13 protein-coding genes and 2 pseudogenes are annotated in these 15,603 nt (G+C 72.9%); 10 read left to right on the top strand and 5 right to left on the bottom strand.

Annotated features, from left to right (window positions below):
• Window positions 1–19: 19 nt before the first annotated feature.
• Window positions 20–391, top strand: coding sequence for a hypothetical protein (locus tag ACN9MM_RS02760; RefSeq protein ID WP_426362115.1), 372 nt, complete (start codon window positions 20–22; stop codon window positions 389–391).
• A gap of 137 nt (window positions 392–528) precedes the next feature.
• Entirely contained in the window at window positions 529–690 is a 162-nt protein-coding gene (locus ACN9MM_RS02755) for a DUF5670 family protein (protein ID WP_033211473.1), read from the top strand.
• 79 nt (window positions 691–769) lie between these two features.
• Here the strand turns inward: ACN9MM_RS02755 and ACN9MM_RS02750 are convergent, their stop codons facing one another.
• On the bottom strand, window positions 770–997 hold the full coding sequence (locus ACN9MM_RS02750; RefSeq protein ID WP_361230401.1) for a DUF5133 domain-containing protein: 228 nt from the start codon (window positions 995–997) through the stop codon (window positions 770–772).
• Between the two features lie 283 nt (window positions 998–1,280).
• On the opposite strand from ACN9MM_RS02750, the gene ACN9MM_RS02745 reads away from it, so the two are divergent.
• From ACN9MM_RS02745 to ACN9MM_RS02730, 4 genes are all read left to right on the top strand, one after another.
• A complete protein-coding gene (locus ACN9MM_RS02745; protein ID WP_426362114.1) occupies window positions 1,281–5,033 on the top strand; it encodes a HAMP domain-containing protein in 3,753 nt (1,250 codons plus the stop codon).
• 115 nt (window positions 5,034–5,148) lie between these two features.
• A complete protein-coding gene (locus ACN9MM_RS02740; RefSeq protein ID WP_426362113.1) occupies window positions 5,149–7,620 on the top strand; it encodes a SpoIIE family protein phosphatase in 2,472 nt (823 codons plus the stop codon).
• Between the two features lie 56 nt (window positions 7,621–7,676).
• Window positions 7,677–8,045, top strand: a complete 369-nt coding sequence (locus ACN9MM_RS02735) for an STAS domain-containing protein (protein ID WP_351821343.1) — start codon at window positions 7,677–7,679, stop codon at window positions 8,043–8,045.
• 68 nt (window positions 8,046–8,113) lie between these two features.
• Window positions 8,114–9,289: a PP2C family protein-serine/threonine phosphatase gene (locus ACN9MM_RS02730; protein ID WP_426362112.1), complete on the top strand. Its 1,176-nt coding sequence runs from the start codon at window positions 8,114–8,116 to the stop codon at window positions 9,287–9,289.
• A 118-nt stretch (window positions 9,290–9,407) separates the two neighbouring features.
• Here the strand turns inward: ACN9MM_RS02730 and ACN9MM_RS02725 are convergent, their stop codons facing one another.
• Window positions 9,408–9,920, bottom strand: coding sequence for a MarR family winged helix-turn-helix transcriptional regulator (locus ACN9MM_RS02725; protein ID WP_426362111.1), 513 nt, complete (start codon window positions 9,918–9,920; stop codon window positions 9,408–9,410).
• Window positions 9,921–10,027: 107 nt separating this feature from the next.
• Here ACN9MM_RS02725 and ACN9MM_RS02720 point away from each other — a divergent pair, with 107 nt between their 5' ends.
• Window positions 10,028–11,239 (top strand): PP2C family protein-serine/threonine phosphatase, encoded by a 1,212-nt coding sequence (locus ACN9MM_RS02720; RefSeq protein WP_426362110.1) that lies wholly within the window; start codon window positions 10,028–10,030, stop codon window positions 11,237–11,239.
• Window positions 11,240–11,351: 112 nt separating this feature from the next.
• The gene (locus ACN9MM_RS02715) at window positions 11,352–11,798 is read left to right on the top strand and encodes an ATP-binding protein (RefSeq protein WP_426362109.1); all 447 of its coding nucleotides are present in this window, start codon (window positions 11,352–11,354) and stop codon (window positions 11,796–11,798) included.
• Window positions 11,799–11,925: 127 nt separating this feature from the next.
• On the opposite strand, the pseudogene ACN9MM_RS02710 reads toward ACN9MM_RS02715, so the two are convergent.
• Window positions 11,926–12,193 (bottom strand): annotated as a pseudogene (locus ACN9MM_RS02710) (WhiB family transcriptional regulator).
• Between the two features lie 731 nt (window positions 12,194–12,924).
• Between ACN9MM_RS02710 and ACN9MM_RS02705 the strand changes: the two are divergent.
• Window positions 12,925–13,350, top strand: a complete 426-nt coding sequence (locus ACN9MM_RS02705) for an SsgA family sporulation/cell division regulator (protein ID WP_426362108.1) — start codon at window positions 12,925–12,927, stop codon at window positions 13,348–13,350.
• Window positions 13,351–13,411: 61 nt separating this feature from the next.
• On the opposite strand, the gene ACN9MM_RS02700 is transcribed toward ACN9MM_RS02705, so the two are convergent.
• Entirely contained in the window at window positions 13,412–13,834 is a 423-nt protein-coding gene (locus ACN9MM_RS02700; protein WP_426362107.1) for an ATP-binding protein, read from the bottom strand.
• Between the two features lie 170 nt (window positions 13,835–14,004).
• Between ACN9MM_RS02700 and ACN9MM_RS02695 the strand changes: the two genes are divergently transcribed.
• Window positions 14,005–14,862: an RNA polymerase sigma factor SigF gene (locus ACN9MM_RS02695; RefSeq protein ID WP_426362106.1), complete on the top strand. Its 858-nt coding sequence runs from the start codon at window positions 14,005–14,007 to the stop codon at window positions 14,860–14,862.
• A 76-nt stretch (window positions 14,863–14,938) separates the two neighbouring features.
• Here ACN9MM_RS02695 and ACN9MM_RS02690 read toward each other — a convergent pair.
• Window positions 14,939–15,297 (bottom strand): annotated as a pseudogene (locus ACN9MM_RS02690) (polyphosphate kinase 2); the annotation flags it as partial.
• Between the last annotated feature and the right edge of the window lie 306 nt (window positions 15,298–15,603).

Below are 15,603 nucleotides of genomic sequence, written 5' to 3'. Positions count from 1 at the left end.
GTCCGGCGAGACGATGCCCATGAGTGCTTCGGAGAACAGCGAACGGAACCAGTTCCCCTGGACCGGCCCCTACGCCGTCCCGGACTACCCCGACCCGACGCGGGTGGACGACCCCGACGTGGACGAGGGGTACGAGCCGGCCGCTTCCGAGGAGCCGCGCGTCCTGCCCGCGCCGTTCGCCGAGAAGGCCCGCGCGGCCGCGTACGTGGCCTGCGGCGCCGGGAGCGACCTGTGGGCCGCCGCGCGTGCGCACCGGACCGTGACGGCCGGTGCCGCCGCCGGCACGGCGGCCGCGCTCGCCCTCGCGTACGGGTGGGGGCGCCGGGCCGGGCGGCGGGCCGCGCGGCGCGACCTCGGCCCGGTGGCCCTCTTCTTCGCACGCCGCGGCTGAGCGGGCGGCGCTTCCCGCCGCCGTAGGAGGCCGGTGCGCGTGTGTACGCCGTCCGGCCGTCCCTCTCCCTTTCCGTCATCCATCGTCCCGTCCCTCTCTCTTTCCGTCATCCATCGTCCTTACGGAGGCCCATCCGCATGGTTCCCCTGCTTCTCGTACTGCTGCTCGTCCTGCTCCTCTTCGGCGCCGGCTTCGCCGTCAAGGCGCTCTGGTGGATCGCCGTCATCGTGCTCGTCCTGTGGCTGCTGGGCTTCGTGGCCCGGCCGAAGGGCGGCACGGGCCGCTGGTACCGCTGGTAGGCGGCCCCGCGCCGCGCGCCCGCCCGTGGCGTGACCGAGCCCGGCACCTCCGTGCGGAGAGTGCCGGGCTCAGCCGTGCTCAGGCGCTCAGCACCGAGTCGTCCTCGGGGCGCGCGCCCGGCAGGCGATGGCGGGCCGCGATCAGCGCCGCGTCCACGTCACGCGTACCGGTGGAGACGCACAGCGTGTACGCGAAGTCGTCCATGCGCCGCCGTACTTCTTCGCCGCCGTTCTCGGCCTGGAGCACCTTGAGCGTCTCGTACTGCTCGATGAGATTGCGCAGGACCGCGGGGTGGGCCATCAGCACGTACTGCTCCCCTCGTCGTCGGGGCGGGAGACCGCCCGGTTCGACGCGCGTGTACCCCGGTCGCGGCGTCGCATGCCTTCCGCCCGGGGCCGGAGAGGGCGGGTTCCGGCCGGATGACCTGGCACCGCCCTCCTCTTGTCGATCACGGAGGGGTAGTGTCGTCATGATTGCCGTACGGCAACGATCGCGGCAGCCGGAGCCGTCCCGAGGGAACGGACGTCGGGCGCCCGGCGTGGGCCGCACTGTCCGTGTGCGCAAGCTTGGTGGGGAACGAGGATGGGGCATGTCTGAGACGACGACCAGGGGCTCCTCCGGCCGGGAGCACCCCGGACCGGCCGCGGTGGTCGAGCCTGAACTCCGTCAGCTGCTGGCAGGGCTCACGGCCGTGCGGGACGGCGACTTCGGCACCCGTCTGCCGGACGAGGCGGACGGGCTGATGGGCGAGATCTCCCAGGTGTTCAACGGGATGGTCGACCAACTGTCCCTGTTCACCTCCGAGGTGACGCGGGTGGCGCGCGAGGTCGGCACGGAAGGGACCCTCGGCGGGCAGGCCGCCGTGCCCGGTGTCTCCGGCACCTGGGCCGACCTGACCGACTCGGTGAACGCGATGGCCGGCAACCTCACCACCCAGGTCCGTGACATCGCCCATGTGGCGACGGCCGTCGCCAAGGGCGACCTCTCCCAGAAGATCGACGTGGACGCGCGCGGCGAGATCCTGGAGCTGAAGAACACCATCAACACGATGGTCGACCAGCTCTCGGCCTTCGCCGACGAGGTCACGCGCATGGCCCGTGACGTGGGCACCGAGGGCATCCTCGGGGGACAGGCCGACGTGAAGGGCGTCTCCGGTACCTGGCGCGACCTGACCGACTCCGTCAACTCGATGGCCGGGAACCTCACCGCGCAGGTGCGGGCGATCGCCCACGTCGCCACCGCCGTCGCGGGCGGCGACCTGTCGAAGAAGGTCGACGTGGACGCCCGGGGCGAGATCCTGGGACTGAAGACGACCATCAACACGATGGTCGACCAGCTCTCGGCCTTCGCCGACGAAGTGACCCGGGTCGCCCGTGAGGTCGGCACCGAGGGCCGGCTCGGCGGCCAGGCCAGGGTGCCGAACGTGGCCGGCACCTGGAAGGACCTCACCGACAACGTCAACTCCATGGCGAACAACCTGACCGGACAGGTCCGGAACATCGCCCAGGTCACGACCGCCGTCGCCAACGGCGACCTGTCGAAGAAGATCGACGTCGACGCCCGGGGCGAGATCCTGGAGCTGAAGACGACCATCAACACGATGGTCGACCAGCTGTCCTCGTTCGCGGCCGAGGTGACCCGCGTGGCCCGCGAGGTCGGCAGCGAGGGCCGGCTCGGCGGCCAGGCCGAGGTCGAGGGGGTTTCCGGTACCTGGAAGCGGCTGACCGAGAACGTCAACGAGCTGGCCGGCAACCTCACCCGCCAGGTTCGCGCCATCGCCGAGGTCGCGAGCGCCGTCGCCGAGGGCGACCTCACCCGCTCGATCACCGTCGAGGCGTCGGGCGAGGTGGCCGAGCTCAAGGACAACATCAACGCCATGGTCGGCTCGCTGCGCGAGACGACGCGGGCCAACCAGGAGCAGGACTGGCTCAAGTCCAGTCTGGCCCGGATGTCCGCGCTGATGCAGGGCCACCGCGACCTGGCCGTCGTCGCCGAACTCGTCATGGACGAGCTGACCCCGCTCGTGGCCGCCCAGTACGGCGCGTTCTACCTCGCCGAGGAGGGCGCCGACGGCATCGAGCTGGGCCTCGTCGGCTCCTACGGACGCCCCGCCGGCGACCAGGACCGGGTCCGCTTCCGGCTGGGCGAGTCGCTCGTCGGGCAGGCCGCCCGCAGCCGCCGCACCATCGCCGCCGAGAACGTCCCCGCCGACTACGTCACGATCTCCTCGGGTCTCGGCAGCACGTCCCTGGGCAGCCTCGTGGTGCTGCCGATCGTCGTCGAGGAGCAGGTGCTCGGCGTCATCGAGCTGATGTCCTTCAGCCCCTTCACCTCCGTGCACCGGGACTTCCTGGAACAGCTCATGGAGACCGTCGGCGTCAACCTGAGCACCATCGTCGCCAACGCCCGCACCGACGAACTCCTGGACGAGTCCCAGCGCCTGGCCGGCGAACTCCGCTCGCGCACCGAGGAACTCCAGGTGCGGCAGGAGGAACTCCAGCGCTCCAACGCCGAGCTGGAGGAGAAGGCGGCCCTGCTCGCCACGCAGAACCGCGACATCGAGGCCAAGAACCTCCAGATCGAGCAGGCCCGGCAGGAGCTGGAGGACCGCGCCCAGCAGCTCGCCCTGGCCTCCACGTACAAGTCGGAGTTCCTGGCCAACATGAGCCACGAACTGCGCACCCCGCTCAACAGCCTGCTGATCCTGGCCCAGCTGCTGGCCCAGAACCCGACCCGCAACCTCACGGCCAAGCAGGTCGAGTACGCCGGCATCATCCACTCGGCCGGATCCGACCTGCTTCAGCTGATCAACGACATTCTCGACCTCTCCAAGGTGGAGGCCGGGAAGATGGACCTCAACCCGGAGCGCGTGCCCCTGCGCAGGCTCCTCGACTACGTCGAGGCCACGTTCCGCCCCCTCACCTCGCAGAAGAGCCTCGCCTTCGCGGTCTCCACGGCCGCCGGCGTCCCCGTCGACCTCGTCACCGACGACACGCGGCTCCGGCAGGTGCTGCGCAACCTGCTGTCGAACGCTGTCAAGTTCACCGAGCACGGCAGCGTCGAGCTGCGCATCGAACCTGCCTCGGACGGCGAGCCGCCCGTGTCCGTGCACCGCGGCGGCCCCGTCGTCGCCCTCCGCGTCGCCGACACCGGCATCGGCATCGCCCCCGAGAACCTGGAGGCCATCTTCGGCGCCTTCCAGCAGGCCGACGGGACGACCAACCGCAAGTATGGCGGCACCGGCCTGGGCCTCTCCATCAGCCGCGAGATCGCGCATCTGCTCGGCGGCGCCCTCACCGTCACGAGCGTGCCCGGCGAGGGCAGCACCTTCACCCTCTACCTCCCCGTCACCCGCACCGACTTCACCGAGCAGCCCGACCCCGCCGCCCCGCCGGCGGACCCCTCGGCGGCGCTCACCGTCCCGGCCCCGGCCCGGGGCGGCGCGCTCGCGCTGCCCGGCGCCCCGACCGCCCGGCCGACCCGGCGCCTCCTCGTGATCGAGGAGCGTCCGCGCGGGCTCCTGGCCGTTGTCGCCGAGAACGCGCTCACCCAACTCGCAGCCGACGGCGGGCACACGGGCCGGGCGGACATCGAACTGATCGCGGTCGTCGGCCCCCAGGAGGCCGCCTCCGCGCTCGCCACCCAGCCGTTCCACTGCGTCGTGCTCGACGTCGACATGGCGGACGGCGACGCCCTGCGCTTCCTGGACGCCATGGACGGCGACGAGGCGCTGCGCACCGTCCCCGTCCTCGCCCACAACAACCGCCGGCTCCCCGCCGACGAGGAGGGCGCCCTCCAGGACCTCGCCCGCCGCCGTCCGCTCGAACTCCTCTCCAGCCTCGACGAGCTGCGCGAGCGGATCGCCCTCCACCTGTCCGCGGAGCAGCCCGGCGACGTCGTGCCCCTGGTGCGCGGCGACCACTGGACGCCCGCGCCCCAGGCCATCGACTCGACCCTGTGCGGCAGGACCGTCCTCGCCGTCGACGACGACGCCCGCAACCTGTACGCCCTCAGCGGCATCCTGGAGCTGCACGGCATCACCGTGCTGCACGCCGATAACGGGCGGAAGGGGATCGAGACGCTCCTGGCGAACCCGGCCGTCGCCCTCGTCCTGATGGACGTGATGATGCCGGAGATGGACGGCTACACGGCGACCGCGCGGATCAGGGAGCTGCCGCAGTACGCGGACCTGCCCGTGATCGCCGTCACCGCGAAGGCCATGCCCGGCGACCGGGAGAAGAGCCTCGCGTCCGGGGCCAGCGACTACGTCACCAAGCCGGTCGACGCCGACGAACTCATCGCCTGCGTCCGCCGCTGGCTCGACGGCGGGGCGGCCTCGTGACCGTTCCCGCGGGATCGCCCCGCGCTCCCCTCCCGGCCCCGGAGCGCCGGACCGGCGCACCCCGGACCCGTCCGCACGGCAGCCCCGGGGCCGCCCAGACCGAGGAGTCGCCGACGTGAGTGGCCCCCGCTTCCAGGGCGGAGACCCGTCCGCCGGCCTATCCGAGGCAGGCGCCGCCGCGCCCCCGACCCCCGGCACCGTCGTCCCGTACCCCGCCGACGGCGCGCAGGCCGTCGCGTCCGCCGGCGGCCGGCTGGCCGCCACGGTGGAACGGCTGCGCGGCGAGGTGCGCGCCGCGCACGCGGCGGCCGAGGGCCGCGCCCTGATCGAACTCGCCAAGGGGGTCATCGTCGAGCGCCTGGGCTGCGGCCCCGCCGAGGCGGCCCGCCAGCTCGCGGAGCTCGCCGACCGGGCCGGACTGTCCCGGCTGGAGCTGGCCGCGGACATCATCAACCAAGCGGCCCGGGACCGGTTGGCCGAGGCGGCGGACGAGTTCGTGAGGACGGCCGTCGGCGATCCCGCCGCCACCGCCCCCGACACCTCGGTCGCCGTGCGGCTGCGCACCGCGGAGAGCGCGGCGCTCAGCGCCGGCGACACCCAGGCCGTCGCCGAGTCGCTGCTCCGGCACGCCCTCGAACCCCTGGGCGCCGTCGCCGTGGCGATCTGGACCACCGGTCCGGACACCTCGCTGAGTCTGCGCGGCCACGCCGGCTTCGGCCTCGAAGAGGCGGCCCGCTGGCACTACGTGCCGCCGGGGGTGACCACCGCGGCCCGCCAGGCGCTCATCGGGCGCCGCACCGTCCGGTACGCCTCCCTGGCGGCCGCGGGCATCCCCTCGATCGGCCGCGCGCGCCATCCCGACGGCGGCCGGGTCGTCGTCCCCGCCGGGACCGGTGGCCGCATCCACGGCGTCCTGGAGATCTGCTGGGCCCGTCCGCTCGACCCCCTGCCGCAGGCCGTGGAGCGCCAGATCGAGGCCCTCGCCGAGCTCTGTGCCCACACCCTGGAGGCGCTGCCCGAGGCGTCCCCCGGGGGCTCCCCCGTCCCCGGCGGCTTCCCGGCCCCGGGCGCGGACGGGGCGCCGGCGCTGGCCGAACTCTCGGACGGGCTCTACGACCCCGCCCTCGTCCTCACCCCCCACCTGGACGAGGCGGGGAAGCTCGTCGACTTCCGCATCCGGCACGCCAACGCGCACTTCCGGGATCCGGCCGGACGGCCCCGCGGCTCCGTCGACGGGGCCCTGCTCCTGGAGGCGTATCCGGCGACGGCGGGCGGCAGCGAACTCTTCGAACGGATCGAGCGGGTCTACGCCACGGGGGAGCCGTTCCGAGCCCGCCGGGCCCGGCTCACGGCCCTGGTGGACCAGGTGCCGCTCGCCTCGCTCGCCGACATCAGCATCAGCCGGTACGGCGCGAGCGTCCTGCTCATCTGGCGCGTCGAGGACGAGTCGGCACGCCTCGCCGACCTCCTCCAGCACGCCCAGCGCCTCGGCCGGGTCGGCGCTTTCGAGGAGGACGTCGTCGCCGGGGACATCACCTGGCACGGCCAGCTGTACGAGCTCTTCGGCCGCATGCCGACGGAGCCGCCGGTCGCCCTGCGCGACCTCGCCGCCCACGCCCACCCCGACGACGCCGACACCATCCGCAGCTTCCTCCAGAAGGTGCTGTACCAGCGGCGGGTGGGCTCCACCGCCTTCCGCATGCTCCGCCACGACGGCGTCACACGGCACATCCGGGTGACCGCCGAACCCGCCCTGGGCACCGACGGCGGTCTCCAGGCAGTCCGGGGCGCCTACCAGGACATCTCGGCGCAGCACTGGACCGAGGTCGCCCTCACGGCCACCCGCGACCGGCTGGCGGCGACTGAGGAGGCGGCCGAGGAACGCAACCGGCTCACCCTCCAGCTGCAGCACGCCATCATGCCGCCGGCCAAGCCGCCGCTCGACGCGCCGGGACTCGACGTCGCCGTGCGCTACCGTCCCGCCGAGTCCGAGTCCCTGGTCGGCGGCGACTGGTACGACGCGGTCGTGCTGCCGTCCAAGAAGGTGCTCCTGTGCGTCGGGGACGTCGCCGGCCACGGCGTGGAGGCCGCCACCGGCATGGTGGTGCTGCGCAACGCCCTCCGTGGCCTCGCCGTCACGGGCGCGGGACCGGGGCAGCTGCTGTCCTGGCTCAACAGCGTCGCCCACCACCTCACCGCCCATGTGACGGCCACCGCCGTGTGCGGCATCTACGACCCCGGGAGCCGTACGCTGCGCTGGGCCCGCGCGGGACACCTCCCCCCGGTGCTGGTCCGCGGAGACGAGGCGCTCGATCTGCCGCTCCTGCGCGGGCTGCTGCTGGGGGCACTCGCCGAGGCCGAGTACGAGGAGACGGAGCTGAGGCTCGAACCCGGCGACACGCTGCTGATGTACACCGACGGGCTCGTCGAGCGGCGGGACACCGCCGTCCAGGATTCCGTCGCCCAGCTGCTCACCGTCGCCCGGCAGCCGTCCGACAGCCTCGAACGCCGACTGGACCAACTGCTGGCGCGCAGCAAGTCGGACACGGACGACGACACGTGCGTGGTCGGCGTCCAGGTGTCATGACCCCGTCCGTCCGCCCCAAAGCCGGCCCCACACCCCCCCCATGGAAAGCAGGGAACATGTCCGAGCGAGAACCGAACCTCGATGTCGACGTCGAGATCCGCGACGACCGCACGGCGGTGCTGACCGTGGAGGGTGAGCTGGACATGGAGACGGCCCGCCGGCTGGAGGACCTTCTGACGGAACAGTTCGGCCAGGGGCGGCGCCGTCTCGTGCTGGACCTGTCCGCCCTCGGCTTCATGGACTCCTCGGGGCTGAACGTCCTGATCAGGGCGGTCAACAGGGCGCGGGAGACCGGCGGCGACCTGTACCTCGCCGCGCCGACCCCGGCGGTGCGCCGCATCCTGGAGATCACCGGCGTGACGACGATGATCCCGCCGCACGACGGCGTGGCGGACGCGCTGGCCGCGGCCGGCGGCGCGAGATAGCGGACGGGTGGCGCGGTCCCCGTGCACGGGGACCGCGCCCAGGAAAGAGGAAGAGGAAGAGGAGGACCGTGCACGAGATCGCCGAGATCGAGCAGGCGCTCCGTCGAGCGGCTCCGCACCGGCTCGTGGGGGTCGTGGAGGAAGCCCTGAGGGAGCACTGCGGGGTGCTGCGGGTGGAACTCCGCCTGGCCGACTACGGTTTGCGGACGCTCCAGCTCGTCGGGCACGTCTCCGGGGCGGATCCGTCGGTGCCGATCCACGACAGTCCTCAGGGGCGCGCCTTCGGCGCCCAGGAGCCGCACGTGGTCCGCGAGCCCGGGGCGCTCCGGCTCCACCTGCCCGTCACCGTCCGCGGGGACCGGATGGGGGTGCTGACGGCCGAGCTGCCCGTGGAGGCCGACCTCAGGCCGCTGCTGCCGGGGCTCGCCCAGGTCTGCGAGGCGCTCGGCCACGAGATCCTGGTGGCGGAGCGGGACACGGACCTGTACGTCCTGGCGCGGCGTGCGACGCGGCTCACGCTCGCGGCGGAGATGCAGTGGCAGCTGCTGCCCGGCCGTTCCTGCGCCCGTCCCGAGTTCGCCCTCGCCGCCCATCTGGAGCCCGCCTACGCCATCTTCGGCGACAACTACGACTGGTCGGTCTCGGACGGCCGGCTGACCCTGACGGTCACCAACGGCATGGGGGAGGGCATCGAGGCCGCCCTGCTGACGAACCTCGCGATCAACGCGCTCCGCAACGCCCGCCGGGCCGGCCTCTCCCTGCCGGACCAGGCGGCGCTGGCGGACCAGGCCGTGTACGCCCTGTACCGGGGCGAGGCCTTCGTGTCGGTGCTGCTGCTCTGCTTCGACCTGGCCACGGGCGAGGTGGAGGTCGTGGACGCCGGATCGCCCCGTCTGTGGCGGCAGCGGGGGCAGGCGGTGGAGGCCATCGGCTTCGAGGCGCAGCTGCCCCTCGGCATGTTCGAGGACACCGTGTACGTGCCCGAGCGGTTCGCGGTGCGGCCGGGTGACCGGCTGCTGTTCGGCAGCGACGGCGTGTACGCGGCCGTCTCGCCCGCGGGGGAGAGCTACGGGGACCGGGCGCTGGCCCGCGCGCTGCGGGGGACGCGGCTGTTGCCGCCCACGCACGTGCCGCAGGCGGTGCTCCGGGAGCTCGCCGTCCACCACGGCGGCAGCCCGCTGGAGGACGACGCCCTGATCGTCTGCCTCGACTGGCACGGCACCGTGTCAACGGTTGCCGTGTGACAACTGTATCCTTGGGGCAACACCTGGCAGGGGCCCGGAAGAACGCCGTCAAGGACGACCAGAGGTGGCAATGAGGACATGGGGTGTGCGCCCGGCCGGAGTCGGCGTCGCGCGGGGATCAGGCCGAACTGACGTCCTTCAGCGGCGTGCGGGCGGGTGACGAGGCGGCCGCTCCGCCCCCTCCCACGGCCTCGTGGAAGCCGGTGAGCCCCCGCAACAGCGCCTTGCGGCTCGTCGGCGACATGTTCGCGAGGACCGCGAGCAGGGCCTCCTCGCGCTGGGCCCTGAGGTCCCGCAGGTACGCCTTGCCGTGCACGGTCAGGTGTAGCTCCAGCTGCCGACGGCTCACGGGGCTGGGCAGCCGCTGCACGAAGCCCAGCGCCTCCAGCCGGTCGCACATGCGGCTCACCGAGGGCGGTGCGGAGCCGAGCAGCTCGCCCAGGGTGCGCAGGCTGATGCCCTCCTCGCGGTCCAGGCTGTACAGCACGCGCAGCTGACTCGCCGAGACAGGTGTCGACGACACCATGTCCCGGCCGCGCTCCCACAGCACCTCCAGCAGCTCGATGAGCTCCCGGGCGGACTCGGCCGTCCGCTGCGGTTCCCGCGGCGGCGGGGCGGGGTTGCCGTTCATGCCTGCCGACCCTCCTCGGACGTCCCGGGCCGGGTACAGCGGCCTTGCGACGGACCGGTCATCTCCACATCTCTCCAGAAGGCGGTACGGATCCGGTGGATCGACACGTGACAGTGGGGGGCGCACTGCGCGGGGCGGCACCACACCTCCTCCTGGACTCCCTCCGTACCAGTCTCGCGCACCTGCACGCCGCGACCTCCGTCGACCTACTGCTCGTCGACTACGGATTCACGACCCTGCGCCCCGTGGAACCCGTCCAGACACCTGCCGGGATGCCGCACGCGCCTGTGGACGTGGGCCCCGCCGGCCGCGTCTTCCGCACCCAGCAACCATATCTTTTCCGTGATGTCGGGCTCACGGCGACCGTTTACCTGCCCGTCACGGTCCGCGGCGACCGGTTCGGCGTCCTGGTCGTCGTCCTGCCCGCGGACCGGTCCACCCCGGAGACCACCGCGAGCCTCGCCCGGGTCGCCGAGACCCTCGGACACGCCCTGCGCGTCGCCGACCGCCACACCGACCTGTACCGCCGCACCCGCAGGACGCACGCCCTCAGCGTCGCCGGGGAGATGCAGTGGGACACCCTGCCGGGTCGGGCCTGCGCCGGACCGGCCTTCGACCTCCACGCCCACTGGGAGCCCGCCTACACCTCCGGAGGACACCTCCTGGACTGGAGCGCCACCGAGCGGGACCTGGTGATCGTCGTCGCCGACGGCGCCGGCCCCGGCACCCCGGCCGCCCTGGCGAGCACCCTCGCCCTGACGGCGTTCCGCAACGCCCGGCGGGCCGGGCTCGACCTGGTGACCCAGGCCAGCCTCACCGACCAGGCGCTCTACGGGCAGTACCGCGGCGAGCACCCGCTCTCCGCCCTGCTGCTCCGGCTCGACCTGACCACCGGCGAGGCCGAGGTGGTGGACGCCGGGTCGCCGACGCTTTGGCGTGTCCGCTCCACCGTGACGGAGCGCATCGAACTGGACCGCCAACTGCCCCTGGGCATGTTCGAGGACACCGTCTACGCCCCCCAGCGCCTGCGCCTCCTGCTCGGCGACCGGCTGGTCTTCGTCGCCCACGGCACCGGAGAGCCGACGGCCGGCGACGGGCACGAGGCGCCGGACGGTCCCGTCGCCCGCGCCCTCACCGGCGCACGCCGCCGGAAGGGTGCGGACGTCCCCCGGACCGTCGTACGGGCGCTGCGCGGGACACCCCGTAGCGCGCCGGACGCCGTCCTCGCACTCTGTCTCGACTGGCGCGGCCACGAGACCGGGACCCCGGGCCAGGGACGGCACGGGGGCCCCACGCCGACCGCGCCGGCGCTCCCTTGACGCGCTGTCGGTGGGTGTGATCCGCGTGCGGGCGGTGTGGGAATCATGAAGAGGGGAAAGGCGGGTACGAGGAGCCCAGCCGCCGACCCGGGACGAGGGGAGTACCAGCGCCATGACGGACGCGATCACCGCGGAGCGCGCGATCCCGGAGCCCCTGCTGTCCGCGGGTGCCGTCTACGACGACGCCTCCCGCGGCGGGGCGATCGCCTCCGCCCGCGCCTTCACGGCCGAGTTCCTCGCGGCCGCCCCGATCGTGCTGCCCGGACCGGTCGGTGAGGAGCGCGTCGAGCTCGCGCAGCTGGTGGTCAGCGAACTGGTCACCAACGCGATCCGGCACACGGCCGGCCCCTGCCGGCTCCTCCTCGAACTGGGCCGCGACATCCTGGAGATCTCGGTCTTCGACCAGGAGACCGCCGCCCCCGTGCCCCGCGGCCACGACCCCCGCCGCATCGGTCAGCACGGCGTCGAGATCGTCGTCGCCGTCTGCGAGAGCCTGACCGTGGAGCCCACCCAGGAGGGGAAGCGGGTCCGCGCCCGCCTCTCCCTCCTGCCGGAGTAGCCGCCACGGCCAACCCGCCGGACCGGCGATCGCGCTGACGCCCCGCCGACGCACCGGCACCTCACCGGCCCGCCGGGCGCACCACGGCCCCCCCGGGGGACGCCGGGGGCCGTGATCCGGCGGCCGGTCACCGGCGGTCGTCCGCCCGGCGGCGGGCCCGGCGTTCCAGCGAATGCCGCTCGGCCTCGGTCAGGCCGCCCCACACCCCCGGCGGCGGGTGCGGCTGCCCCAAGGCTGAGCGCAGGCACGGTTCGCGTACCGAGCAGCGCCCGCAGACCCTTTTGGCCTCCTCAGCCTGGACGAGGGCGGGGGAGCCGGTCCCCACCGGGAAGAACAGGTCGGGGTCGACCTTGGCAGGCCGCGGCCGCACGCCAGCCGTGAGCCTCCTGGCACATGAGGAGGAATCCGTGTCCCCGTTCGCCTGACCGTTCGTCCGTCCGTGAAACCCGGGCGGGACCGCTCAGGGGCATCACCGGGGCCCTCGCCGCGGACCGCGGGGGACGGGCGCGACGCTCCACCACGCCATCGCCACACCGACGACGAACACCAGGACCAGCATGACCGGCACGACGGAATCCTTCCCGGAGCGGACCGCGATCGAGGATCCGACTGACCGCGAACACCACGCCGAAACGTCTTCCTCCCTCATGAATCCAAAGGGCCGGGGAACGCGGAAGGGACAGTGACGCGCGCCGCCATCGCCCCGGGGGGGCGATGCCAGAGTCCTGTTCGGCGAGAGCACCGCCGTCCTCGCCTCCCTCAACGGCCCGGCGCACGAGGTCGAGAGCGCCAACCCGGCCTTCCTCGGCGCCATCGGCGCAAGCCCGCGCGTCCGCACCGGCGTGCCCCCCGGACAGCTGCTGCCCGAGCCCGCCGACCAGGGACTCATCGGCCTGCCCGACCGGGTCTACCGGCCGGGCACCCCCCGCACCGGCCCGCGACGCCCGGGTCCTCCTCGCCGACCGCGAAGCCCTCGTCCCGCAGGTCCCTGACGACCTGTCACGACCTTCACTCAACCATGACCCCATCGGTGCATCCGCCACGGCGGCACGAGGTGTAACAGGGACGGGACGGGTCAAGCGGACACCGCACCCGCTCGCTGACAGCCCCTCAGCCGGAGGACCCCATGCCCCAGCACCCTGTCGCGCCGCTCCCCGCACCGCGCGTCCTCACCCAGCCCATGGCGATGGAACTGCTCACCCCGGACGTGGCGGTCCGGATCGACACCACTGTCGGCTACGACTCCCGCGACCCCCATGCCCTGAGCATCGCCTTCCACCTCCTCGCTGAGGACCCGGTGGTGTGGCGCGTCGACCGCGAGATGATCCTCACCGGATCGCTCCAGCCCACCGGCGACGGCGCGATCTGGCTCCGTCCCGCCCCCGACGGCGGACTCCTCCTGCGGCTCGGGTCGGCGGGACAGTGCGCTGTCGTCAGGTGCGAGCAGGAGACACTCGACCGCTTCGTGCGCGACACCTTCGTCCTGGTGCCGCAGGGCACGGAGGAACGCCACATCGACTGGGGACCGCTGCTCTCGTCCCTGAGGCGCTGAAAAGCGGTGCGCCGGACCGCCGTTCGGGGACGACACCCGTCCTCGTACGGGGGCGGCTCCCTCAGCCGGGATGGCCAGGGACCGCCGGGCGGAAACAGGCCGTGACGTCCTTGCCCCGCGGACAGAGGCGGGTCCGCACGTCGTCGGCGAGCGCGTCGACCAGGAACAGTCCGCGCCCACCCGGCGCGCCGTCGTCCGGGCTGCGCTGCTCGGGAACCAGCGGCGAGGCGTCGTGCACGGTGACGTGCAGGCACTCCTCGTCCCACGTGAGGATCAGCTGCGCGTCGCTGTGGGCGTGCACATGGGCGTTGGTGACGAGTTCGGAGACCGTCAGCACGACGGAGTCCGCCACGCCGGGGGCGGTACGGTCCCAGCCGAGCGCCGCCAGGTGCTCGCGCGTCCAGTCCCGGGCCGTCTTCACGCTGCTGCCCATCGGCAGCGACCGCGCCCAGCCGACGGCCCTCATCGAGGGATCCCGTGTCATGACTCTCCTTCGGACGACCAGTGTGAGGTTCCGTCTGCCCATCGACCGGGAGAAAGGAACCGACCGCAGACACGTGAAGAGTTGGTGGGTGTGGAGGTGAGGAGTCCGGGTAGGCGGGCATCCTCAGGGCCACGCATCCCGATGAGGAATTCACGTGAGAGGGGAAAGGCGTGACGGTCACCACGATGTCGACCACGGGAGTCCAGTCCGGAGAGGGGACGCTGCCGCACATCCCGGACACGTTGGCGGTCGCGCCCAAGGACGCGAGGGCCCTGTCGAAGGTCTTCTTCCAGGAGCTCGCGACGCTGGAGGAGGGGACGCACGAGTACCAGTACGCGCGCAACACCCTCATCGAGATGAACATGAGCCTGGTCCGCTACGCCGCCGGGCGGTTCCGTCATCGCGCCGACGAGATGGAGGACATCGTCCAGGTCGGCATGATCGGCCTGATCAAGGCGATCGACCGGTTCGAGCTGTCGCGGGAGGTCGAGTTCACCACCTTCGCCGTCCCCTACATCGTCGGCGAGATCAAGCGGTTCTTCCGGGACACCTCCTGGGCGGTGCACGTACCCCGCCGGCTCCAGGAGGCGCGGGTGGAGCTGGCCAAGGCGACCGAGGAACTCAGCACCCGCCTCGGCCGGATGCCGACGGTCAAGGAGCTGGCCGACCTGATGAGCCTCACCGAGGAGGAGGTCACCGAGGCGCGGCTGGCCTCCAACGGCTACAACTCCTCGTCGCTGGACGCCGTCCTCAGCGGCGAGGACGAGGACAGCGACGCCTCGCTGGCCGACTTCATCGGCAGCGAGGACCCCGCCATGGCGCTGGTGGAGGACTTCCACTCGCTGGCTCCGCTCATCGCCGACCTCGACGAGCGCGACCGTCGGATCATCCACCTGCGATTCGTCGAAGAACTGACACAGGCTCAGATCGGTGAACAGCTGGGCTGCTCGCAGATGCACGTCTCGCGGCTGCTCGCACGCACCGTGAAGCGCCTGCGCGAAGGCCTGCTGGGCACCGGCGCCGGCTGATCCGGCCGGCCCGCACGGCTCCGGGGTTCCCGCACCCGACACGCGTCGGGTGCGCGGGAACCCCGAAGCCGTGTTCTCATGCGGGCGGGCGCTGTCCCCGGCCCGCCGGAGGGCCGGCCGGCGACGGCAGAGCGCCGACGGCTCCTCTCCCGGTTCCAGGAGGGTGTCGGCGGCGCCCACGGTGAGGGGATCGGGCCGGCCCACGGCCTCGTTGCTCTTGACGACCGTCCACGGCGCGCCGGCGGTGTCGGTCGCGCGGAACATCTCGATCTTCGCGACGGTGTACGCGCCCCACGGGTCCAGCGAGCCCAGATCCGTCGGCGACGGCTTCCACCGGCGGACGGGGTCCACCTGCCGGATCGCGAACCGGGTGCGTTGCTCCGCGCGGGAGACCGAGAACCAGAACGGGACCAGGATGATGCCGCCCTCGACCAGGTGCGTTGGACAGTGCCGCTCCCTGACGTCAGTCCCTCATCGGCCGGGGCGCGACGCACAGGCAACAGAGACGAGGACGCCGCTGAAGATCATGATGACGGCGGCGAACACCAGCCAACCACTGCTGTGTGCGTCTTCTCGCCGTCCGGGTGCACTCGCGTGGGTCGTCACGACAGGCTCCTCCGTGTCGTGCGGCCGCCTAGCCGTCGCCGTCCGGTGGGTCGGATGTCTCCAATCTGGCCCCGGTGGGACCGGGACGCACGTCGGCCGAACGAGTGGCGAGGGGCAGGGGACCCGCCGAACCCC

This window comes from Streptomyces sp. E-08 (assembly GCF_049913095.1).
GTDB lineage: Bacteria > Actinomycetota > Actinomycetes > Streptomycetales > Streptomycetaceae > Streptomyces.
This window is presented reverse-complemented; position numbering and strand designations above follow the sequence as displayed.